The 21,641-nt window shown below is 73.5% G+C and carries 18 protein-coding genes and 1 riboswitch; of the genes, 11 read left to right on the forward strand and 7 right to left on the reverse strand.

The genetic code is table 11. The features are described from left to right. Positions 1-98: 98 nt before the first annotated feature. From ADK60_RS02935 to ADK60_RS02945, 3 genes are all read left to right on the forward strand, one after another. Positions 99-848: an IclR family transcriptional regulator gene (locus ADK60_RS02935; RefSeq protein WP_053642972.1), complete on the forward strand. Its 750-nt coding sequence runs from the start codon at positions 99-101 to the stop codon at positions 846-848. Between the two features lie 117 nt (positions 849-965). After that, complete coding sequence (locus ADK60_RS02940) at positions 966-1,382, forward strand: RidA family protein (RefSeq protein WP_045943330.1); 417 nt, start codon at positions 966-968, stop codon at positions 1,380-1,382. 556 nt (positions 1,383-1,938) lie between these two features. Continuing rightward, positions 1,939-2,661, forward strand: a complete 723-nt coding sequence (locus ADK60_RS02945) for a DUF2470 domain-containing protein (protein WP_053642974.1) — start codon at positions 1,939-1,941, stop codon at positions 2,659-2,661. A gap of 263 nt (positions 2,662-2,924) precedes the next feature. Here ADK60_RS02945 and ADK60_RS02950 read toward each other — a convergent pair whose 3' ends face one another. Further along, positions 2,925-3,971, reverse strand: coding sequence for a M23 family metallopeptidase (locus tag ADK60_RS02950; RefSeq protein WP_053642975.1), 1,047 nt, complete (start codon positions 3,969-3,971; stop codon positions 2,925-2,927). 3 nt (positions 3,972-3,974) lie between these two features. Then, positions 3,975-4,140: riboswitch (cyclic di-AMP (ydaO/yuaA leader) on the reverse strand. A 309-nt stretch (positions 4,141-4,449) separates the two neighbouring features. Between ADK60_RS02950 and ADK60_RS02955 the strand changes: the two genes are divergently transcribed. Then, positions 4,450-6,006: an MFS transporter gene (locus ADK60_RS02955; RefSeq protein WP_053642977.1), complete on the forward strand. Its 1,557-nt coding sequence runs from the start codon at positions 4,450-4,452 to the stop codon at positions 6,004-6,006. Positions 6,007-6,097: 91 nt separating this feature from the next. On the opposite strand, the gene purB is transcribed toward ADK60_RS02955, so the two are convergent. Continuing rightward, positions 6,098-7,537: an adenylosuccinate lyase gene (gene purB, locus ADK60_RS02960; protein ID WP_197698729.1), complete on the reverse strand. Its 1,440-nt coding sequence runs from the start codon at positions 7,535-7,537 to the stop codon at positions 6,098-6,100. 109 nt (positions 7,538-7,646) lie between these two features. Between purB and ADK60_RS02965 the strand changes: the two genes are divergently transcribed. Further along, positions 7,647-9,920, forward strand: coding sequence for a HelD family protein (locus ADK60_RS02965; RefSeq protein WP_079007998.1), 2,274 nt, complete (start codon positions 7,647-7,649; stop codon positions 9,918-9,920). 115 nt (positions 9,921-10,035) lie between these two features. Here the strand turns inward: ADK60_RS02965 and ADK60_RS02970 are convergent, their stop codons facing one another. The 3 genes from ADK60_RS02970 to ADK60_RS02980 all read right to left on the reverse strand — a co-directional run bounded on the left by ADK60_RS02970 (position 10,036) and on the right by ADK60_RS02980 (position 11,730). Beyond that, a complete protein-coding gene (locus ADK60_RS02970) occupies positions 10,036-10,479 on the reverse strand; it encodes a MarR family winged helix-turn-helix transcriptional regulator (RefSeq protein ID WP_045943323.1) in 444 nt (147 codons plus the stop codon). Positions 10,480-10,561: 82 nt separating this feature from the next. Then, positions 10,562-10,978, reverse strand: a complete 417-nt coding sequence (locus ADK60_RS02975; RefSeq protein ID WP_045943322.1) for a DUF3037 domain-containing protein — start codon at positions 10,976-10,978, stop codon at positions 10,562-10,564. Continuing rightward, entirely contained in the window at positions 10,975-11,730 is a 756-nt protein-coding gene (locus ADK60_RS02980; protein WP_199839583.1) for a HipA family kinase, read from the reverse strand. Before ADK60_RS02980 ends, ADK60_RS02975 begins: the two co-directional genes overlap by 4 nt. 376 nt (positions 11,731-12,106) lie before the next feature. On the opposite strand from ADK60_RS02980, the gene ADK60_RS02985 reads away from it, so the two are divergent. Continuing rightward, positions 12,107-13,465 (forward strand): NAD(P)/FAD-dependent oxidoreductase, encoded by a 1,359-nt coding sequence (locus tag ADK60_RS02985; RefSeq protein WP_053642980.1) that lies wholly within the window; start codon positions 12,107-12,109, stop codon positions 13,463-13,465. Positions 13,466-13,576: 111 nt separating this feature from the next. Here the strand turns inward: ADK60_RS02985 and ADK60_RS02990 are convergent, their stop codons facing one another. Continuing rightward, positions 13,577-14,767 (reverse strand): GDSL-type esterase/lipase family protein, encoded by a 1,191-nt coding sequence (locus tag ADK60_RS02990; RefSeq protein WP_053642981.1) that lies wholly within the window; start codon positions 14,765-14,767, stop codon positions 13,577-13,579. A 290-nt stretch (positions 14,768-15,057) separates the two neighbouring features. Then, positions 15,058-16,422, reverse strand: a complete 1,365-nt coding sequence (locus ADK60_RS02995; protein WP_053642983.1) for an aminotransferase class I/II-fold pyridoxal phosphate-dependent enzyme — start codon at positions 16,420-16,422, stop codon at positions 15,058-15,060. 34 nt (positions 16,423-16,456) lie between these two features. Between ADK60_RS02995 and ADK60_RS03000 the strand changes: the two genes are divergently transcribed. From ADK60_RS03000 to ADK60_RS03020, 5 genes are all read left to right on the forward strand, one after another. Beyond that, positions 16,457-17,203 carry a pyridoxamine 5'-phosphate oxidase family protein gene (locus ADK60_RS03000; RefSeq protein ID WP_079008001.1) on the forward strand — a complete coding sequence of 249 codons (747 nt, stop codon included), beginning with the start codon at positions 16,457-16,459 and terminating at the stop codon, positions 17,201-17,203. A gap of 12 nt (positions 17,204-17,215) precedes the next feature. Then, positions 17,216-17,890, forward strand: coding sequence for an FMN-binding negative transcriptional regulator (locus tag ADK60_RS03005; protein ID WP_063783020.1), 675 nt, complete (start codon positions 17,216-17,218; stop codon positions 17,888-17,890). A 118-nt stretch (positions 17,891-18,008) separates the two neighbouring features. Further along, positions 18,009-19,421, forward strand: a complete 1,413-nt coding sequence (locus ADK60_RS03010; RefSeq protein ID WP_045943317.1) for a sugar porter family MFS transporter — start codon at positions 18,009-18,011, stop codon at positions 19,419-19,421. 111 nt (positions 19,422-19,532) lie between these two features. Continuing rightward, on the forward strand, positions 19,533-20,234 hold the full coding sequence (locus tag ADK60_RS03015) for a dienelactone hydrolase family protein (protein WP_053642985.1): 702 nt from the start codon (positions 19,533-19,535) through the stop codon (positions 20,232-20,234). Positions 20,235-20,307: 73 nt separating this feature from the next. Then, on the forward strand, positions 20,308-21,609 hold the full coding sequence (locus ADK60_RS03020; RefSeq protein WP_053642987.1) for an MFS transporter: 1,302 nt from the start codon (positions 20,308-20,310) through the stop codon (positions 21,607-21,609). Positions 21,610-21,641 lie beyond the last annotated feature (32 nt).

Consider the following 21,641-nt stretch of genomic DNA (forward strand, 5'->3'; position numbering starts at 1 on the left):
ACCGCACACACCTCCCCCACCCCCCGCTCCGCGCCCGTCGCACCAGGGGGCGGTGCCCCCGACCCTCGACCGGCCGCCACCCCGGCCCTTGGAGCGCCATGAGCCAGACCGTCACCCGCGCCCTGCGCATCCTCGCCGAACTCGGCGAGGGCGAGCGCTCCCTGGACCAGTTGGCCGAGGTGCTCGGCGTGCACAAGACGACCGTGCTCCGGCTGCTCCAGAGTCTCGAAGAGGAACGATTCGTCTACCGCGACGCCGGATACCGCTACCACCTGGGCGCCGGACTGTTCGCGCTCTCGGGGCTCGCCCTGGAACAGCGCGGGGTCCGCCGGATCGCCGCGCCGTACCTCGCCGAGCTGAACGCCGGCACCGGCCAGACCGTGCACCTGGCCGCGTACGAGGGTGGCGAGGTGGTCTACATCGACAAGTACGACTCCCGGCACCCGGTGCGGATGTACTCGCGGATCGGTCTCCGGGCCGCCCTGCACAGCGCCGCAGTGTCCAAGGTGCTGCTCGCCGACCTGCCCACGCCCGAACGGCGGCGGGTGGTGGCCGGCATCGACTTCACCCCGCACACCGCACGCACCCTCACCACGCCCGAGGCGCTGCTGGCCGAGTTGGAGAAGGTCGCCGCCCAGGGCTGGGCACAGGACCACGCCGAGCACGAGGCGTTCATCAACTGCGTGGCCGCGCCGATCCGCGACGCCACCGGCCGAGTGGTCGCCGCCGCCTCGATCTCCGTCCCGGATGTCGTGCTCCCCTACGAGCAGGTGCTGGAGCTGCTGCCCCAACTGCTCGCCACCACGCGGGCGATCTCCGCCGACTGCGGCCAGCCTCCACGCCACTGACCCCTCCCCGCGCCGCCGACAACCACCGCACCACCGCACCACCGACAGCCCGCACCACCGACAGCCCGCACCACCGACAGCCCCTACCGCCCTCCCCCGTCGAGGAAGTGAGCACGCATGAGCGTCCAGAACGACAAGACCGAGATCCGTACCGACGGCGCCCCCGCCCCGGCCTGGATGTTCTCCCAGGGCGTCCGCAAGGGCCCGATCCTCCAGGTGTCCGGCCAGGGCCCGCAGGACCCGGCCACCGGCGAGTACCTCCACCACGGCGACGTGAAGGCGCAGACCCGCCGCACGCTGGAGAACGTCAAGGCGATCGTCGAGGCGGGCGGCGCGACCGTCGAGGACGTGGTGATGTTCCGCGTGTACCTCACCAAGCGCGCCGACTTCCCGCTGATGAACGAGGTCTACGCCGAGTTCATCGAGGAGAACATCCCGCCGGGCGGCGTGAAGCCCTGCCGGACCACGATCTTCTGCGAGCTCCCGCAGGAGCCGATGCTGGTGGAGATCGACGCCCAGGCGGTCCTCGCCTGACAGTGAGGATGTAGATGGCACCGCTCGGGGTCCGACCCTCCGCCTGACTGACGCTTGGGCTGTCCTTGGCCAGAACCGTCGTCCTTGCCTCACTCGCCTGCCAACGACACCGAAGCCACTCCCCCAGACCGCCTGACGATCTGTAGCAGCTTCCCGCACGCACCGTCCGCACCGGAAGGGCCCCGACTCCGCGTCGGGGCCCTTCGCGCATGTCCGACCCTGCCGCACCAGCACCCGGTCGCCATCTCACCGACAACAAGGCAAGGCTTGCCTAATCATCGCCCGATTCGTGCGCTATTGACCTCAGGCCCGCGCCCCACACCCGCACAGCATCGAGATTTCCGAGCCCGCCGACACCGATCTGATCGGTAGTCTGCTGACTGCCGCCTACCCCGAAAGCCTCATCCCCACCAGGAGCAGCCGGACTCCGAACCAGAACCCTTCGCGCACTCCCGGCCCGCCCCACCCTGGCGACACCTTGCCCTCGCCCCCTCAAGTCATTAGGTTAGGCTCACCTAACTATAAGGTCAGCTCGTCCGCCGGAGGTCCCGATCCCATGAGCCCGCACCCGCAGCACGATGCCGAGATTCCCGAGCCCAACGCCGCCGAACGGATCGGCAGCCTGCTGACCGCCACCTCCTCGGTGGTCCTCCGCACCGGCGGCGAGCAGCACGAACTCTCCACCCCCGTCTCGGTGCACGGCTCCCGGCTCCGGTTGCGCGCGCCGCTCGACTCCCCGGTGACCTCCGCCGCCGCCCGCGAGCAGGACGGCCTCGCCGTCGTGCTCGGCCTCACCGACATCGCCCCGGTGGCCGTCCGTGACCGGGTCCGCGGGCGTCTCACCCTGGCCGGGCGGCTCCACCTCGCCCACCTCGCCGACGACGGCCTGAGCGTGCACCTCCACCTGGACGTCGCGCACGCCGTGCTCTCGACCCCGTACGGCACCACCGCGATCACCGGCGCCGACCTCGCGGCGGCCGCCCCCGACCCGCTGGCCCGCTACGAGGCCGGACTGCTCACCCACCTCGCCGACGACCACCCCGACGCGCTCGCCGTACTCACCCGGCTGCTCGACCCGGCACTGCTCGCCGACCGTCCCGACATCCGCCCGCTCGCCCTCGACCGGTACGGCCTGGTGCTCCGCCTGGACCACCCGTACGGCCACCGCGACGTCCGGCTGGTCTTCCTCGAACCGGCCCGCGACGCCGACGAGTTCGGTCACCGGGTGCACCAACTGCTGGCCGCCGCCGAGCAGGAGCCCGCCGCTCACCGGTCCTGAACCCAAAGGAAGCCGAACCAGCCTTCCCCGCAACGACACTGACGCGTGGTCAACTCTGCGGCAGCGGACCCCGGCACGACGACGGCCGGCCCGGCCCACGAGAAAGATCTCGCGAGCCGGGCCGGCCGGCAGGACGGGCGTGTCCCGCGCCCGTCGATCCGCTCAGGTGCGGCGTCCACCCGGTCCAGCGGTCACCCGACATGACCATTCCGGGAGGTCGTTTTCGCCCCGCACCCAGCGGTGGCAGATGATCCGACCGAGGGTCAGATCGCGACGCCGTGCGCCCGCAGGTAGGCGATCGGGTCGATGTCCGAGCCGTACTCCGAGCCCGTGCGGATCTCGAAGTGCAGGTGCGGGCCGGTCACGTTGCCGGTCGCACCGGAGAGGCCGATCTGCTGGCCGGCGGTGACGGTCTGACCGATGGACACGCCGATCGAGGACAGGTGCGCGTACTCGGCGTACTTGCCGTCGGCGAGCTTGATCTCGACCTCGTTGCCGTAGGCGCCGCCGTTGCCGGCCTTCACCACGGTGCCGGCCGCGACCGCGCGCAGCGGGGTGCCGGTGGCAGCGACGAAGTCGGCGCCGGTGTGGTGGCCGGAGGCCCACATCGAGCCGGCCACGCCGTAGGCGGTGCCGAGCTTCGGGTTGGCCAGCGGGGCGAAGAAGCCGGAGGTGGCGGCGACCGGAGCCGCGGCGGCCGGCTTCGCGACCGGGGCGACGACAGCTTGAACGGCGGGCTGGGCAGCCGGCTTGGCAGCCGGGGCCGCCGGCTTCGCGGCCGGAGCGGCCGGCTTCACCGAGTCCTGCGAGGTCTGCGCCTTGGCGGCGGGAGCGGCCGGCTTGGCGGCCTCGGCCGGGGCGGCGGGCTTCGCGGCCTCGGCGGCCTTGGCGCCGAGCGCGAGGTGCTGACCCGGGAAGATGAGGTTCGGGTTGGCGCCGATGACCGAGCGGTTGTGCTCGAACAGCGCCTTCCAGCCACCCTCGACGTTCTTCGCGTCGGCGATCTTCGACAGGGTGTCCCCGCCGACGACCTTGTAGTCGACCGGAGCGGCCGGAGCGGCCTCGGCGGCGGGAGCGGCGGCGGCAGCCGGGGCAACCGGAGCGTTCTCGGCGGCAGCCGGCGCGGCGTCGACGCTGGCGGCGCCGGTCCAGGTGCTGCTCTGCTGCGTCTGGCCGGCGGCCGGGGCCTCGTGCGCCTGGGCGGTGACGGTGGTCACCAGCGGAAGGGCGAAGGCGGCGCCGGTGACGGCGGTGGCGATGCCGATGCGGACGGCGCGGGGCATGGCGATACGACGTGCCTGTGCGGGCATGGAAGCTGTCCTCTCCGACGCCTGCGAGGTGAGCTGTCGGGTTCGGGCTGGAGTTGCCCGGCCGCAGAGAAATGCGGCTTCACCCCAAGCCGGACCGTCAATTCGGGTCCGGCGACTTACCTGTGGGTCCCCCGCTCCTGCCGTACAGAGTTCGTTGCGAACCACCGGGCAGCGGCAGGACTAGGCGTTCCACCCGGTGGCCACCCGGGCTGACGCCGGGCGGTCGCTGAACTAAAACCCATCCGTTCGGGTGAAGCAATGTCGATCTCCGGAACCCGGGACCAAAGTCCGGAACACCGTGACGCTCCGCATCAGGGATATGCACAGTACGCACACAATCCATTCACTGCGCGCACGTGATCCGCCACCCTCCGCCGATGTCGTCATCAGTGCGCACACGATCACTCACGGAACGGACATCCCCGACACACCCCCGGTGACCCTTGTCACTTCGGCCCCGGGGGCCCCACCATGGGCCGTGACCACCACCGATGCAGGCACCCTGCGGTTGGGCACCGCGCAGGGTCGCTGGGTACTTCTGGCGACGGTGCTCGGTTCCAGCATGGCGATGCTCGACGGAACCGTCGTGAACGTCGCACTGCCCCGGATCGGCACCGATCTCGGCGCCCAACTCGACGCCCTGCAATGGACGCTCAACGCCTATCTGCTCACCCTGGCGGGCCTGATCCTGCTCGGCGGCGCGCTCGGCGACCGGTACGGACGGCGGCGGATCTTCCTGCTGGGCGTGGTCTGGTTCGCCGCCGCGTCCGCCGCCTGCGCCGCCGCGCCGACCATCGAGGTGCTGATCGCGGCCCGCGCCGTGCAGGGCATCGGCGGAGCGCTGCTCACCCCGGGCTCGCTGGCGATGCTCCAGGCGGTGTTCCATCCGGACGACCGCTCGGCGGCGGTCGGCCTCTGGTCCGGCCTCGGCGGGGTGTCGGCGGCGGTCGGCCCGTTCCTCGGCGGCTGGCTGGTGGACGGCCCGGGCTGGCGCTGGATCTTCCTGCTGAACCTGCCGCTGGCCGCGATGGTGATCGTGGTGGCCGCCCGGCACGTCCCGGAGAGCCGGGACGAGAGCTCGACCGGACGCTTCGACGTGCTCGGCGCGGTGCTGGCCGCCCTCGCGCTCGGCTCGATCACCTATGCGCTGACCGCCGCCGGGGGCGGACTCTCCGCCACGGTCTGGGTCACCGGCACGGCCGGCCTCCTGCTCGGCGCCGCCTTCATTGTGGTCGAGCGCCGCACCCCGGAGCCGATGCTGCCGCTGGGCCTGTTCTCCTCACGGCTGTTCACCGCCGTCAACCTGGTCACCCTCGCCGTGTACGCGGCGTTCAGCGGGGTCTTCTTCCTCCTGGTCGTCCAGCTGCAGATCGTCTCCGGCTTCTCCCCGCTGGTCTCCGGACTGGCACTGGTGCCGATCACCGTGATCATGCTGGCGCTCTCCGCCCGGGCGGGCCGGCTGGGCAAACGGATCGGCCCCCGGCTGCCGCTCACCGTCGGCCCGCTGCTGTGCGCGGTGGGCGTGCTGCTGATGCTGCGGATCGGGCCCGACGCCTCCTACTGGACGGACGTGCTGCCGGCCGTCGCGGTGATGGGGAGCGGGATGGTGCTGCTGGTCGCACCGCTGACCGCGACCGTGCTGGCGGCGGTCGAAGTACGGCACGCGGGCATCGCGAGCGGGGTCAACAACGCCGCGGCCCGGGCGGCCGGTCTGCTGGCGGTCGCCGCACTGCCCGCGCTGGCGGGTCTGAGCGGCGACGCCTACCAGGTGCCGTCGGCGGTCGACTCCGCCTTCCACACCGCGATGCTGATCTGCGCCGGACTGCTCGTGGCGGGCGGACTCACCGCCCTGGCCACCGTCCACGGCAACGTCCTGGCCCCGGAGGACCACCACCCGGTGGCCGAACCGGACTGCCGCTACGCCTGCGGCACCAACGCGCCACCCCTCGACCCCGGCCACCCGGCCCCACCTCTGGACCCGGGCCGCCCCGCCCTTCCCCTCGACCCGGGCCACCCCGCCCCGGAACAGGGCTGAGCCTCCTCAGCAGAAGCCAAGCCCCCGGAACACACCGAGGGCCCCGCCGCCTCGACGGCGACGGGGCCCGGTAACCGGGGTCGGACAACCGTCAGAGGATGTCGCCCGGCGCGTACTTGGCGGCCTCCGGGTACGCGGCCGCGACGGCCTCGACCTGCCGGACGACCTCGGCGACCTGGGCGCCGGCCGCACCGGTGAAGGAGAGCCGGTCGGCCAGCAGCGCGTCCAGCCCGGCCCGGTCCAGCGGGATCCGGTCGTCGTTCGCCAGCCGGTCCAGCAGCTCGTTCTCCCGGGCCCCGGCCCGCATCGCGAGCGCGGAGGCGACGGCGTGCTCCTTGATGACCTCGTGCCCGGTCTCCCGGCCGACGCCCGCGCGCACCGCGCCCATCAGCACCTTGGTGGTGGCCAGGAACGGCAGGTAGCGGTCCAGCTCTGCCTCGACCACGGCCGGGAAGGCGCCGAACTCGTCGAGGACGGTCAGGAAGGTCTCCAGCAGGCCGTCGAAGGCGAAAAAGGCGTCCGGCAGCGCGACCCGGCGGACCACCGAGCAGGAGACGTCGCCCTCGTTCCACTGGTCGCCGGCCAGCTCGCCGGTCATCGACGCGTAGCCGCGCAGGATCACCGCGAGGCCGTTGACACGCTCGCAGGAGCGGGTGTTCATCTTGTGCGGCATCGCGGAGGAGCCGACCTGGCCCTCCTTGAAGCCCTCGGTCACGAGCTCGTGGCCGGCCATCAGGCGGATGGTCTTGGCCAGGCTGGACGGCGCGGCGGCCAGCTGGACGAGGGCGGTCAGCACCTCGAAGTCCAGCGAGCGCGGGTAGACCTGGCCGACGCTGATCAGCACGTTGTCGAAGCCGAGGTGGCCGGCGACCCGGCGCTCCAGCTCGGCGAGCTTCTCGGTGTCGCCGCCGAGCAGGTCCAGCATGTCCTGGGCGGTGCCGACCGGGCCCTTGATCCCGCGCAGCGGGTAGCGGGCGATCAGCTCCTCCAGCCGGCGGAAGGCGACCAGCAGCTCGTCCGCGATCGACGCGAAGCGCTTGCCGAGGGTGGTGGCCTGCGCGGCCACGTTGTGCGAGCGGCCGGCCATGACCAGCTCGGCGTGCTCGGCGGAGAGCCGGCCCAGGCGGACCAGCACGGCGACCGTGCGGTCGCGCACGTGCTCCAGGGACTGCCGGATCTGCAGCTGCTCGACGTTCTCGGTCAGATCCCGGGAGGTCATGCCCTTGTGGATCTGCTCGTGGCCGGCGAGGTCGCTGAACTCCTCGATCCGGGCCTTCACGTCGTGCCGGGTGACCCGCTCACGGGCGGCGATGGAAGCGAGGTCGACCTGGTCGATCACCCGCTCGTAGTCGGCGACGGCGGTGGCGGGCACCTCGACGCCGAGGTCCTGCTGGGCCTTCAGGACGGCGAGCCACAGGTGGCGCTCGAGGACCACCTTGTGCTCGGGGGACCACAGCTGGGCCAGGGTCGCCGAGGCGTACCGGGAGGCCAGGACATTGGGGATCTGGGGCTTCGCGCTCACGCTTCGCAAGCCTAACAGCCGAGGTCAGCCTGAACGGCGCCGGATCGGGTAGGCTGGGGCAATTGAGCAACTTCCACAAGAGGCTCCACAAACTCCTCGCCGCAAGGATACCACACCCATGAATGGACTTCCAGCGGTCCCCACCTCCGCGTCCGACCGCACACTCGACCGGGCTCCCCACCAGACCCCCGACCGGGCTCCCGACCCGACCGCGGACCCGGACGGCCGCCTCGCCGAGGCGCTGCGCACCGAACAGGCCCGCCTCACCGACCTGTACGCCCAGCTCGACGCCGCCCGCGCCCGCGCCCTCCGCACCCTCGTCACGCTCGGCCACGAGGCCGGCCCGGGCGGCACCCACCAGGCCCGGCTGGAGCGCGAGCTGCGCGCCGCCGAGGCCGTCCGGCACGCCGCCCGACTGGACGCGGTCGAACGCGGGCTGTGCTTCGGGCGCCTCGACCACGGCGACGGCACCGTCCGCCGCATCGGCCGGATCGGCCTCGTCGACGACCGGGAAGGCGCCTACGAGCCGCTGCTGATCGACTGGCGCGCGCCGGCCGCCCGCCCGTTCTACACCGCCACCCCGGTCGAGCCGGGCGGGGTGGTCCGGCGCCGCCACCTGCGCACCCGGGGCCGCACCCTGGTCGGACTCGACGACGAGGCTCTCGACCTGGAGCAGCTGGGCGAGCACGACCGGCGGACCCTGGTCGGCGAGGCCGCGCTGCTGGCCGCCCTGGCCCGCGAGCGCACCGGCCGGATGCGCACCGCGGTCGCCACCCTCCAGGCCGAGCAGGACCGGGTGATCCGCGCCCCGCTGCCCGGCGCCCTGGTGGTCCAGGGCGGCCCCGGCACCGGGAAGACCGTCACCGCCCTGCACCGCGCCGCCTATCTGCTGTACACCCACCGCGCGGTGCTGGAGCGGCGCGGCATCCTGGTGGTCGGCCCCAACCCGGCGTTCCTGCGCTACATCGACCAGGTGCTGCCCGCGCTCGGCGAGACCGAGGTGGTGCTCCGCACGGTCGGCGAGCTCTTCCCGGGCGTCCGGGCCACCGTGCCGGACGCCCCGGCCGCCGCCGTGGTCAAGGGCGGCGCGGGGATGGCGGAGGTGGTCCGGCGCGCGGTCGAGGCGCATCAGGCGCCGCCGGCGGGCGAGCTGCGGTTCGGCGAGCACCTGCGGCTGTCGCACCGGGTCTGCGCCGAGGCCCGGGACGCCGCCCGCGGCCTGCGCCTGCCGCACAACCGGGCGCGGGCGTTCTTCCTGCGCACGGTGCTCGACGCGCTGGCGGTGGAGCAGGCGCTCGCGCTCGGCCGCCCGTACGACGAGGAGGAGGCCCGGTACGCTCCGCGCGAGCTCTGGGAGCAGTCCGCGATCCGCGCCCGACTCGACTCCCTGTGGCCGGTCCTGACGCCCCATCAGGTGATCGACCGGTTGCTCTCCGACCCCGCCCTGCTGGCCGTCGCCGCTCCCGGCCTCACGCCCGCCGAGCGCGCGGCCGTCCTGCGCCCGGCCGGTTCGCCCTGGACCACCGGGGACGTCCCGCTGCTCGACGAGGCGGCGGAGCTCCTCGGCGAGGACGCCGGCTCGGCCCGGGCCCGCGCCCGGGCCGCCGGGCGGGTGCTGGACGAGGAGCTGGACTACGCCGAGGGCGTGCTCACCCTCGCCGGCCTGCGGGACGAGGCCACCGACGTCACCCTGGACGCCGACCTGCTCGCCGAGCGGTTCCGCGACACCGGACCGGACCGCACCACCGCCGAGCGCGCCGCCGAGGACCGCGAGTGGGCGTACGGGCACGTGGTGGTCGACGAGGCCCAGGAACTGTCCGCGATGGACTGGCGCACCGTGCTGCGCCGGGTGCCGACCCACTCGCTGACGATCGTCGGCGACCTCGCCCAGACCGGTTCGCCGGCCGGGTCCCGGACGTCCTGGGCGGAGCTGCTGGACCGGGAGCTGCCCGGGCGGCGGCACGAGGTGCGGCTGACCGTCAACTACCGCACCCCGGCGGCGATCATGGCGCCGGCCGCCGAGGTGCTGCGCGCCCATTCCCCCGGCCAGGAACCGACCGAGGCCGTCCGCGAGACCGCCGAGCGCCCGCACGCCGTCCCGGTGCCGGGCGGCGACTACGCCGCCGCGCTGGCCGCGCTGCCCACCGGCCCGGGCACGGTCGGGGTGATCGCACCGGACGACCGGGCCGCCGCCCTGGGCGCGCTGACCGTCCGGGACTGCAAGGGCCTGGAGTTCGACGCCGTCGTCCTGGTCGACCCGGCGGGCCTGCTCGCCCAGGGCTGGTCCGACCTCTACGTCGCGCTCACCCGGGCGACGGCGCGGCTCACCCTGCTCCACCACACACCGCTGCCGGCCGTCCTCGCCGCACTGGAGGGGGCGGCCACCGGCTGATCACCACCGGGCCACCCGGCGACGTCCCCGGCAAGGCCCCCAGCTCCGGCCGCGAACGGCAGAAAGCGGACGACAGAAGCAGACGGCAGTAGGCGCGCTCCGCCCCGGCCCGCGCCTACTGCCGGCCGCTGAGCACCGGGAGCACCTGGAGGCAGATCGAGTGCAGCGCGCTCCGCTGCTCGTCGTTGAGGGTCTCGAAGGACTGGTGGGTGCGGCTCATCTCGCCGCGGACCAGCGCCAGGATCTCCCGGCCCTGCTCGCTGATGACCACGATCTTGACCCGCCGGTCCCCCGCCGAGGCCTCCCGGCGTGCCAGGCCCAGGGCCTCCAGCCGGTCGACGATCCCGGTCACATTGGAGGCGTCGCAGCCGAGCCGCCCGGCCAGCGCGCGCATCGGCACCGGCTCCTGGACGGCGCCGAGCGCCTTGGCCTGCGAGGAGGAGAGACCGTGCCTGGCGGCGGCGGCCGCGAAGTCCTGGAAGTACGCGGCACCGACGGCGGCCAGCGCCTCCATCAGCTCGGCGTTGGTCGGTACGGTCGTGGTCGCTGTCGAACCCATGAGGTCAGCCTACGACCGACTGCTTCAGTAACTCAAGCTTTGATCACGGCAAAGATCCGGCAGCCAACCGGGACCCGGACCCTCAGAGCACCAGCTGGTCGAACAGCCGGCGCAGCTCGGTCTCCGGGTCCGAGGTCAGCCCGGTGTGCACCGGCCCCGGCTGCACCACCGCGCTGCGCGGCGCGGTCAGCCAGCGGAACCGCTGCCCCGGGTTGTCCGACGCCGCCGGACCGGCCTGCGGTCCGCCCTCGCAGACCGCTTCGATCCCCTGCAGCGCCCGCCGCACCCCGGACACGTCGGCCACCGGGTCCAGCGCCAGCAGCCGCGCCTGGTCCAGATGGGTCCGGGCGGCCAGGTGGGCGCTCTGCCGGCAGTACAGCAGCACGCCCACGTTGACGCACTCACCGCGCTCCACCCGGGGCACCGCCCGGATCACCGCGTACTCGTAGTCGTGCAGCTCGGCGACGGCCGGCAGGGCCGACCGGATCGGCTCGGTCATGCGGACACCTCCGGCAGCCAGTCGCGCGGACCGGCCAGTCGCTCGGTCAACTGGGTGCGGTACGCCGCGCGCACCGCCTCGGGCGAGTCGAAGCCGGGCTCGTCCACCAGCCAGACGTCCGGGATCCGCGCCACCGCCTCCTCGATCGCCGTCTCGGCCAGCGGCGCGAGCGCCTTGTCGGCGGCGAGCAGGTCCGGCTCGGCGCGCAGCAGCGCGTGGTCGGAGGCGTCGTACGGCCGGCGGATCCAGGCGGCGGCACCGGCCCAGTGGTGGTGGAAGATCAGGCTCGCGCCGTGGTCGATGAGCCGCAGCCCACCGGTGGCGACCAGCAGATTGGGGTTGCGCCAGGAGCGGTCGACGTTGCCGATGAGGGCGTCGAACCAGAGCACCTGCCCGGCCAGCCCGGCGTCCACGTCGAAGCAGAGCGGGTCGAAGTTGAGCGCGCCGCTGACGAAGGCCATGCCCAGGTTGAGCCCGCCGCTGGCGCGCATCTGGTCCTGGATCTGCGGGTCCGGCTCGCTGCGGGCCAGCACCGGGTCCAGATCGACGGTCACCAGCTCGGGCACCGGCAGTCCGAGCCGCCGGCCGAGTTCCCCGGCCAGCACCTCCGCCACCAGCGCCTTGCGGCCCTGCGCCGCGCCGACCCATTTCAGCGCGTACAGCCGCCTGTCGTCGGCCTCGACCAGGCCCGGCATCGAGCCGCCTTCTCGCAGTGGCGTCACATAACGGACCGCCGTCACCTCGGGGAGCACGGCCGACAGCCTATCGGGCATATGCACGGGGCGGGTGTCACCCGGCCCACTCGCCCGGTCCTCTTGCCCGGCCCACTCCCCCAGCCCACATGCCCGGCCTACTCCCCCGGTCCTCTTGCCCGGCCCACTCCCCCGCCCGGGTCGCCCCGGTGGCAGCCCCCGCCGCTCCGTGCGAACGTGGCGGACAGTAGCCGGGGAACGCTACGGCCACGACCCGCAACCGGCCACGACCCGCATCGGCCATGACCCGCACCACCGCACTCGCACCGCCGCGTCCGCTCCGCCACCTCCGCGCCCACCGAGGGCCGCGCCGTGGCGGAACGGCCCCCGGCGCCACGACCCGCGGCGGAACGACCTGCACTGTGAGGGACGCACGATGGAACGAGCCCGGATCCTGATCGTGGGCGGCGGCTTCGCCGGACTGGAGTGCGCGCGCCGGCTGGAGCGCAAGCTCTCCCCGGCGGAGGCGGAGATCTCCCTGGTCACCCCGTTCAGCTACCAGCTCTACCTGCCGCTGCTGCCGCACGTGGCGGCCGGTGTGCTCACACCGCAGTCGGTGGCCGTCTCGCTGCGGCGCTCGCTGCGCCGCACCCACATCGTCCCCGGCGGCGCGATCGGGGTGGACCCGGCCGCCAAGGTCTGCGTGGTGCGCAAGATCACCGACGAGGTGGTGGCACAGAAGTACGACTACCTGGTGCTGGCCCCCGGCAGCGTCACCCGCACCTTCGACATCCCCGGTCTGACCGACTACGCGCGCGGCATGAAGACCCTCGCCGAGGCGGCGTACGTCCGTGACCACGTGATCGCCCAGCTGGACCTCGCCTCGGCCACCCCGGACCAGCGGGAGCGCGAGTCCCGGCTCCAGTTCGTGGTGGTCGGCGGCGGCTACGCCGGGACCGAGACCGCCGCCTGCCTCCAGCGCCTCACCACGGCCGCCGCCCACCGCTACCCCAGGCTGGACGCCCGGCAGATCAAGTGGCACCTCATCGACATCGCCCCCAAGCTGATGCCCGAGCTCGGCGACGCCCTCGGCACCGCCGCCCTGGAGGTGCTGCGCGAGCGCGGCATCGAGGTCTCGCTGGGCGTGTCGGTGGCCGAGGTCGGCGCCGAGTCGGTGAAGTTCACCGACGGCCGGGTGCTCCCCTGCCGGACCCTGATCTGGACGGCCGGCGTCGCCGCGAGCCCGCTGATCGCCACCCTGGACGCGGAGACGGTGCGCGGGCGGATCGCGGTGACGGCGGAGATGCGGGTGCCCCCGTTCGAGGGCGTGTTCGCGCTCGGCGATGCCGCCGCCGTCCCCGACCTCGCCAAGGGCGACGGCGCGATGTGCCCGCCGACCGCCCAGCACTCGGCCCGCCAGGGCCGGACGGTGGCCAACAATGTGATCGCCGCGCTCCGCAACCAGCCCCTGGAGCCCTACTACCACAAGGACTTGGGCCTGGTGGTGGACCTCGGTGGCAAGGACGCCGTCTCCAAGCCGCTCGGGGTGGAGCTGCGCGGCGTGCCGGCGCAACTGGTGGCGCGCGGTTACCACCTGATGGCGATGCGCACCAATGCCGCCAAGTTCCGGGTCGGCGCGAACTGGCTGCTCAACGCGACCGCCGGCGACGACTTCGTGCGCACCGGGTTCCTCGCCCGCCAGCCCGCCCGGCTCCGTGACTTCGAGTACACCGACGCCTATCTGACGAGGGACCAGGTCAAGGAGCACACCCAGGCGCTGCTCGCCAAGGGCTGACCGGAACCACGGGAACGGGACGACCTCGCCCTGCCCCGCCGAACCGACGACGCACGTCGCCCTGCCCCCGCCGCACAGGCGAGGGGCAGGGCGACGTCCCGTTCCCGTCGGCTACTTCGCCGTCAGGTACATCCCACTGGCGTCCTGTCCGGCGGTGTTGCGGCACCCCCAGTCGCCGCTGGTCCGCCCGTACAGCAGGGTCAGGCAGCGCCCGAGCGCCTGCTGCGCGTAGTAGTTGGGGTGCAGCGACTCCTGCAGGGTGCCCTGCGAGGCGTTGAGCCCGCCGTCCAGGAACCGCGCCCACTCGCTGGTGGTCGCGGACGGTGCGCTGGTCGAACTGGCCTGGCGGGTCGCCTTGGAGCAGACCTCGCGGCCCTGGAGCATGTCGCTCAGGTCCAGGAACTGCACGCCCTTGGCCTGGGCCACCCCGGCGAGTGCCCGGGAGATCTGCGGCACCAGCGAGTCGCGCGCCCAGTCCGCGTCACCGTTCCAGAGCGGACAGCCGCCGGTGTCCGAGCGGCTCCAGCCGCTCTCGGGGTAGCGGATCTCGGCGGCGCGCGGGATCGGCGAGGGGTAGGACTGCAGCACGATCCGGTAGTCCCCGGCCGCGTACCCGGCGCCCGCCATCACGGCGCGGATCTCGTCGAGCGCCTTGCCGACGCCGGCCATCGCGGCCGGCATCCGGCCGTCGACCGCGTCCTGCTGGTCGTCGTTGCAGTAGGAGTACCAGACGAGGTAGTCCTGCACGCAGGTCGAGATCACGTCGCCGAAGCCGAGGTCGTTGCCGCCGATCGACAGGGTGACCAGCTTGACGTTGTTCTGCCGGGCCACGGTGGCGAGCTGGTCGGCCTGCGGGGCCTCGCCCTTGAACGACTGCCCGCCGTTGGCGGCGCGGAAGACGTTGGCGGCGACGGCGCCCGAGCAGGCCAGGTTGATCTGGGTCTGGGCCACGGTCGGCGCGCTGCGCACCTCGGCCACGTCCGAGCGGTCGCACCCGCTCGTGTAGGTGGTGCCGTAGATCCGGCTCGGGTCGTAGCCGCTGCCGGTCCAGGCCCGGTCGGTGCCGGCCCGGTTGCCGCCGCTGGTGACGGAGTTGCCCTTCCAGCGGCCGGCCTCCCCGGAGATGTAGCTGTCGCCGAGGCTGACGCTGGCGGTCGGGCCGCTCGGGGTGGCGGCCCGGGCCGGGGCGGCGGTTCCCGCCACCAGTCCGGTGGCGGCGAGCGGCAGGGCGAGCGCGGCGGCGAGCAGCCGTCCGCGCCACCGGGCGGTGGTGCGGGAAATGCTCGAACGGTTTTCGGGCACGACGGAACTCCAACGATCGGTCTCGCCCGCAGGTGGGGGCGGGGAGACACGGGGTGAGGGTAGGCCGCCGGCCGGTGGCGCGATGAACATGACACGCCCACGCTTGTTACCGCTAGGTATCTGCAGTGAATTTCTCGGCCTGTTACCAATCGGTATTGATCGGCTCGGATCATTTCTGGCCAGTCAATGGCGATACCAATTTCGATTCGATCCGGATCGAATCGAAATTGGTATCGCCATTGACCTGGAATCGGAGGCCGTTCCATTCCCCCGAGGCCGGCCGGACCGAATCAGATCAGCCGCGACGGCGCCCCGTCCGCCCCCGCCCCGGCGATCCCGTGCCACCCGCTCAGCACGGACGCCAGATCCTCCGCCAGCCGCCCGGCATCGGCCGGGTCCAGCTGCGCGACCGTGACCCGCAGCCCGGGCGGCGACTGGAGCCGGTAGCGCGCGCCCGGCGCCACGACCCAGCCGCGCTGCACCAGGGCGGCCAGTGCGACGGCCTCGTCCGGCACCGGCACCCAGACGTTCAGCCCGCTCGCCCCGTGCGCCGCGACGCCGCGCGCGGCCAGTTCGCCGATCAGCGCCCCCCGGCGCGCCCGGTAGGCACCGGCCACCCGCTCCACCGGCGCGGCGTCGGTGCGCCACAGCTCGGCCACCGCGTGCTGGAGCAGATGACTGACCCACCCGGCACCCAGCCGCTGGCGCCCGAGCACCCGTCCGACGGTGTCCTCGTCGCCCACCGCGACCGAGAGCCGCAGGTCCGGCCCGTAGGCCTTGGCCGCCGAGCGCACCACCGCCCAGTGCCGCGAGCCCGCGCCGGCCAGCGGGTGGTAGGGCTGATCGACGATGCCGTGGCCGTGGTCGTCCTCGATCAGCAGCACGTCCGGACGGGCGGACAGGACGGCGCGCAGCTCCCCGGCCCGCCCGGCGGTGAGCGCGGCGCCGGTCGGGTTCTGCGCCCGACTGGTGACGACCACCGCCCGGGCGCCGCCGTCCAGCGCCTCGGCGAGCGCACCGGGCAGCGGGCCGGCGTCGTCGAGCCGGACCGGCGCCGCGCGCAGGCCGAGCGCCGGCAGCAGGTCCAGCAGGCTGCCCCAGCCCGGGTCCTCGACGGCGACGGCGTCACCGGGGCGCAGCCGGGTGACCAGGATCCGCTCGATGGTGTCCAGCGATCCGGAGGCGACGGCGATCGGCCCGGAGGGCAGGCCGTCCGCGGCGAAGGCCGCGCCGGCCAGCGCGAGCAGCCCGGGGTCGGCGACCGGGTCCCCGTAGCGGACCGGTTCGCGGCGGGCGGCCTCGGCGGCGGCCGCGAGGGCCCGGGTGAGGTCGGGCAGCAGCGCCGGGTCGGGGTTGCCGTGGGAGAGGTCGCGGGCGTGCGCCGGAACGGGCAGCCGGATCTCGTCGCGCGGGGTGTGGGCCGGCCGCGGCCGGATCCGGCTGCCCTTGCGGCCGGCGGTCTCGATCACTCCCCGGTCGCGGAGCAGCCGGTAGGCGGCGGCCACGGTGTTGGGGTTGACGCCGAGTTCGGCCGCGAGGTCGCGCAGCGGCGGCAACGGCGTCCCGGGGGCGAGTTGTCCACCGCTGACGCCCCGCTCGATCTCGGCCGCAATCTCGCTGGCACGCCGACCGGTGATCCGATAGTCTCCTAGCACAAAACAGAGTATGCACTAGTACATAGAGGTTGTCATGTCGACAGTACCGGACAACGACACGTCCTACGCCCGCACCCCGCGCACCACCCCCACCCGCTACAAGGACCGGGCCACCTGGGAGCGCGAGGCGATCCACGCGGTCCTGGACGCCACCTACCTCTGCCACCTCGGCTTCGTCGTCGACGGCGCGCCGGTCGTGCTGCCCACCATCCACGCCCGGGTCGGCGACCGCCTCTACGTGCACGGTTCCACGGGCAGCCGGCCGCTGCGCGGCGCCCGGGGCGAGCAGGGCCTGCCAGTCTGCCTCACTGTCACCCTGGTCGACGCGCTGGTGCTGACCAAATCGGCCTTCAACCACTCGGTCAACTTCCGCTCGGTGGTGGCACACGGCACCGCGTACCAGGTCACCGACCCCGAGGAGCTGGGCATCGCGCTGGACGCCCTGGTCGACCAGGTCGTGCCCGGCCGCTCCGCCGAGGTCCGCCCGGCCAACGCCAAGGAACTCGCCGCCACCGCGGTGATCCGGCTCGACCTCGACGAGGTCTCGGCCAAGAGCCGGACCGACCTCGCCGCCGACGACGCCGAGGACCTCGACCTGCCCTACTGGGCCGGCCTGGTCCCGGTCACCAGCGGCTACGGCACGCCCCTGCCGGACGTCTCCACCACCGTGCCGCTCCCCGCGAACCTGCGCGCGCTCACCGCCCCGAGCCCCGCCCCCGACCCGAGTAGCGACCCCGACCCGAGCACCGGGGCCGACGACTCCACCCGCTCCGCCGGCTGACCGGGGGCCCCGATGCTGATCCGTTCCTGGGACCGCGGCGACGAAGCCGAATGGCGCGCCTGGCTCGCCGAGGGCCGCGACTTCGGCCTGCTCGCCGCCAACGGCGGGCCGGGCCAAGGCCCGGTGCTCGTCCCCACCCACTTCCTGCTGGACGCCGACCGCGGCGAGATCCTGCTCCACCTCGCCGCCCCCAACCCCCTGCTCCCGGCCGTCCGGGCCGACCCGGAGGTCACCCTCGCGGTCACCGACGACTACGCCTTCGCCCCCGGCCACTGGCGCGGCGAACCCGGCACGCCGACCAGTTACTACGCCTCGGTGCACTTCCACGCCACCGCGTCACTGGTCACCGACCCGACCGGCAAGGCGGAGATCCTCAACCGCCAGCTGGCCCACTTCCAGCCGGAGCGCCCGGACGTCCGGGTCACCCCCGGCGAGGGGGAGTTCGCGCGGCTGCTCCCCGGCCTGACCGGGCTGCGCCTGACCGTCCGCGAGGTCCGCGCCAAGTTCAAGTACGACGACAAGAAGCCGGCCGCCGAGCAGTACGCGATGGCCGACCGGCTCGCCGAGCGGGACCGGGGCGTGGACGCCGGGGCCCGCACCCAGCTGCTGCGCCGCAACGCCCGCCGCTCCGGCGCGGTCCGGAGGACACGCCCCGGTCCCGTTCCCCCGGACCGCGCGATCAACTGACGCTCCATCACCCGTTCGGCCCATTCATCGAGGCACCGCCGCCCGGGCACTGGTCGAATGTGAGCCGAACCCTGCCCGCTCGGCCGCGCGGACGGGACCGTCGACCCGGGGAGCGTGCGTGTCCAGGACCCAGACCCATCCGGCATCCGGCGAGGCGCACCTCGGGCACGTCGTCTTCATCTCGGCCGCCGCCGCGATGGGCGGGTTCCTGTTCGGCTACGACAGCGCCGTGATCAACGGTGCGGTGACGGGCATCCAGAAGCACTTCGGGGTCGGCAACGGCACGACGGCCTTCGTGGTCGCGATCGCCCTGCTCGGCTCGGCGGCCGGGGCGGTCGTGGCCGGGCGGCTCGCCGACCACCTGGGCCGGGTGCGCACCATGCTGCTGGCCGCGGCCCTGTTCGCGATCAGCGGCCTCGGCTCGATGTTCCCGCCGAACCTGGAGCTGCTGGCCACCTGGCGGGTGGTCGGCGGCGTGGCGATCGGCATCGCCTCGGTGATCGCGCCGACGTACATCGCCGAGGTCGCCCCGACCGCCTACCGGGGCCGGCTGGCCTCGTTCCAGCAGATGGCGATCGTGCTCGGCATCACCGTCTCCCAGCTCGCCAACTGGGCGCTCAACCAGGCCGCCGGCGGCGAGTCCACCGGCCACCTCGGCGGCATCCAGGCCTGGCAGTGGATGCTCGGCGTGGAGACGATCCCGGCCCTGGTCTACGGACTGATGGCGATGTCCATCCCCGAGTCGCCGCGCTATCTGATCGCCGACAACCGGGAGCAGCAGGCCCGCAAGGTGCTGCTGGAGGTCGAGGGCGAGGGTGTCGACCTGGACGCCCGGGTGGCCGAGATCCACTCGGTGCTGGCGTCCACCCACAAGCCCCGGCTCAAGGACCTGCTGGGCGGCCGGTTCGGGCTGCTGCCGATCGTCTGGGTCGGTATCGGCGCCTCGGTGTTCCAGCAGTTCGTCGGCATCAACGTGATCTTCTACTACTCCTCCTTCCTCTGGCAGTCGGTCGGCATCAACGAGTCGAACTCGCTGCTGATCAGCCTCTCCACCTCGATCGTCAACGTGGTCGGCACGGTGATCGCGATGGCGCTGGTCGACCGGATCGGCCGCAAGCCGCTCGCCCTGGCCGGCTCGGCCGGGATGGCCGCCGCACTGGCCACCGCCGCCTGGGCGTTCTCCTACCGGCAGGGCACCGGCGACTCCGCCACCCTGGACGACACCTACGCGACGGTCGCGCTGGTCGCCGCGCACGTCTTCGTGTTCTGCTTCGCGTTCTCCTGGGGCGTGGTGGTCTGGGTCCTGCTCGGCGAGATGTTCCCCAACCGGATCCGCGCGCTCGCGCTGTCGGTCGCCGCCTCCGCCCAGTGGATCGCCAACTGGGCGATCACCGTCAGCTTCCCCGACCTCGCCGACTGGAACCTCTCGGCGACCTACGTCATCTACACGGTCTTCGCGCTGCTCTCCATCCCGTTCGTGGCCTTCTGCATCAAGGAGACCAAGGGCCGCGCCCTGGAGGAGATGGGCTGACCGCCCCGCCCGACCGGCCGCGCCAGCGGTCCCCGACCAACCCCGCACCGGCCCCTGACCCGGCCCCCGACCCGCCGCCGCGCCCGGCGGCCCGTCCCCCGAGAGGAAGCCATGCCTGACCAGGGCGGCTCCCGGCAGAACGTCACCTTCCCCAGCGGCGGCCACCAGGCCCACGGCTATCTGGCCCGTCCTCCCCAGGGCGTCGGCCCCGGCCTGGTGGTGGTCCAGGAGTGGTGGGGCCTGACCCCGTACCTGGCCGACGTGGCGGACCGGTTCGCCGCCGAGGGCTTCACCGTCCTCGCACCGGACCTCTTCGGCGGCGCGACCACCCACGACCGCGCCGAGGCGGCCCGGCTCGAGCGCGAGCTGCCGGTCGAGCGGGCGGTGCGGGACCTCGGCGGAGCGGTCGACCTGCTGCTCGACCTGGACGGCGTGGTCGGCGACGCGGTCGGCGTGGTCGGCTTCTGCATGGGCGGCGGCTTCGCCCTGCTGCTGGCCGCCGCCGAGGGCGACCGGGTGGCGGCGGCGGTGCCGTTCTACGGTCTGCCGCCCGACCCGGACTTCGAGTACCGGGGCCTGACCGCCCATGTGCTCGGCCACTACGGGGAGCACGACCGGTCCCTCCCGATGGCCGCCGTCGACGAGGCCGCGATCAGGATCGGCGAGGCCACCGACATCCGCCCGGAGTTCCACTTCTACCCGGCCGGGCACGCCTTCATGAACGAGGAGAACCTGCTCGGCACCTACGACCCGCTCCAGGCGGCGATCGCCTGGAAGCGCACCCTGGCCTTCCTCTGGGGCCACCTGGGCTGAGCCCCCGAGGGCACCCCGGCGTCGGTCCGTTTATCGGATGGACACGGACCACCCGCCCCGGCATAGTCGCGGAGTGCAGAGCCAATCACCGCCCCCGCCCACCGGCCGCTTCGCCTGGGCGAGCCGCAACTTCCGGATCCAGACCGCCGCCACCGTGGTCAGCGGGCTCGGCAACGCCGGCGCCCCCATCGCCACCGCCTTCGCGATCCTCGACGGCGGCGGCTCGACCGCCGACGTCGGCTACGTCACCGCGGCCCGGCTGCTGCCCACCGTCCTGCTGCTGGTGATCGGCGGCGCGCTCGCCGACCGGCTGCCGCGCCACCATGTGATGGTCGGCGCCAACCTGTTCAGCGCCGTCTCCCAGGGCGCCCTCGCCCTCCTGGTCCTGACCGGCGAGCCGACACTCTGGCAGCTGATGCTGTTCTCGGCCGGTGCCGGCGCCGGTTACGCCTTCTACTCCCCCGCCTCCGGCGGCATGATCCTGGAGAGCGTCACCCCCGAGCACGCCGCCCGGGCCTTCTCGGTCTACCGGATGGGCTTCAACGGCGCGCAGATCGGCGGCGCCGCGCTCGGCGGCGCGCTGACCGCGGCAGTCGGCGCCGGGTGGGTGCTCGCCCTGGACGCCGCCTGCTTCCTGGCCGCCGCCGCGCTGCGCTTCCTGCTCGAACCGCAGGCGCCGAGCGCCCCGGCCGTGGACGGCGGAATGCTCCGCGACCTGCGCGAGGGCTGGCAGGAGTTCTCCTCCCGCCGCTGGCTCTGGGTCATCGTGCTCCAGTTCTCGGTGCTGGTCGCCTGCGTCGGCGCGGTCGAGGCGGTGTACGGGCCCGCCGTGGCGAAGGAACAGCTCGGGGGCGCCCGCGACTGGGGCCTGGCGATGGCGGCCTACGGCGTCGGCCTGGTCGCCACCGGCGTGCTGATGGTCCGCTGGCAGCCGCGCCGGATCCTGCTGGTCGGCAACTGGGGCGTGTTCCTGTTCGGCGTGCCCGCACTGGCCCTGGCGGTGTCCGCCCCGCTGCCGGTGCTCTGCGCGGCGATGTTCCTCTCCGGCGTCGGCGTGACCGTCTTCGGCGTCAACTGGATGATCGCGCTCCAGCAGGAGATCCCGGCCGAGGCGTTCTCCCGGGTCGCCGCCTACGACGAGCTCGGCTCGCTCTCGCTGGCACCGCTCGGCACCGCCCTCGCCGGCCCGGCCGCCGACCTGCTCGGCCTGTCCGGCGCGCTCTGGACCTGTGCGGTGGTCTCCCTGGTGCTCAGCGCCGCCGTCCTGCTGGAACCGCAGGTCCGTCGGCTCTCCCGACGCCCCGCCGAGCCGCCCGCCGACGTCCTCCCGGAGCCCGTCACGGCCAGTGAGCCCGGAGCCGTGGCAGCGCAGTGAGCCCGGAGCCCGTGACGGCGCAGTGAGCCGGA

The organism is Streptomyces sp. XY431, assembly GCF_001279805.1.
GTDB lineage: Bacteria > Actinomycetota > Actinomycetes > Streptomycetales > Streptomycetaceae > Kitasatospora > Kitasatospora purpeofusca.

What these genes read in the sequence shown, in the direction of transcription:
- ADK60_RS02935 (WP_053642972.1), top strand. Translation starts at nt 99, where the DNA reads ATGAGCCAGACCGTCACCCGCGCCCTGCGCATCCTCGCCGAACTCGGC.
- ADK60_RS02940 (WP_045943330.1), top strand. Translation starts at nt 966, where the DNA reads ATGAGCGTCCAGAACGACAAGACCGAGATCCGTACCGACGGCGCCCCC.
- ADK60_RS02945 (WP_053642974.1), top strand. Translation starts at nt 1,939, where the DNA reads ATGAGCCCGCACCCGCAGCACGATGCCGAGATTCCCGAGCCCAACGCC.
- ADK60_RS02950 (WP_053642975.1), bottom strand. Translation starts at nt 3,971, where the DNA reads ATGCCCGCACAGGCACGTCGTATCGCCATGCCCCGCGCCGTCCGCATC.
- ADK60_RS02965 (WP_079007998.1), top strand. Translation starts at nt 7,647, where the DNA reads ATGAATGGACTTCCAGCGGTCCCCACCTCCGCGTCCGACCGCACACTC.
- ADK60_RS02970 (WP_045943323.1), bottom strand. Translation starts at nt 10,479, where the DNA reads ATGGGTTCGACAGCGACCACGACCGTACCGACCAACGCCGAGCTGATG.
- ADK60_RS02975 (WP_045943322.1), bottom strand. Translation starts at nt 10,978, where the DNA reads ATGACCGAGCCGATCCGGTCGGCCCTGCCGGCCGTCGCCGAGCTGCAC.
- ADK60_RS02985 (WP_053642980.1), top strand. Translation starts at nt 12,107, where the DNA reads ATGGAACGAGCCCGGATCCTGATCGTGGGCGGCGGCTTCGCCGGACTG.
- ADK60_RS03000 (WP_079008001.1), top strand. Translation starts at nt 16,457, where the DNA reads ATGTCGACAGTACCGGACAACGACACGTCCTACGCCCGCACCCCGCGC.
- ADK60_RS03005 (WP_063783020.1), top strand. Translation starts at nt 17,216, where the DNA reads ATGCTGATCCGTTCCTGGGACCGCGGCGACGAAGCCGAATGGCGCGCC.
- ADK60_RS03015 (WP_053642985.1), top strand. Translation starts at nt 19,533, where the DNA reads ATGCCTGACCAGGGCGGCTCCCGGCAGAACGTCACCTTCCCCAGCGGC.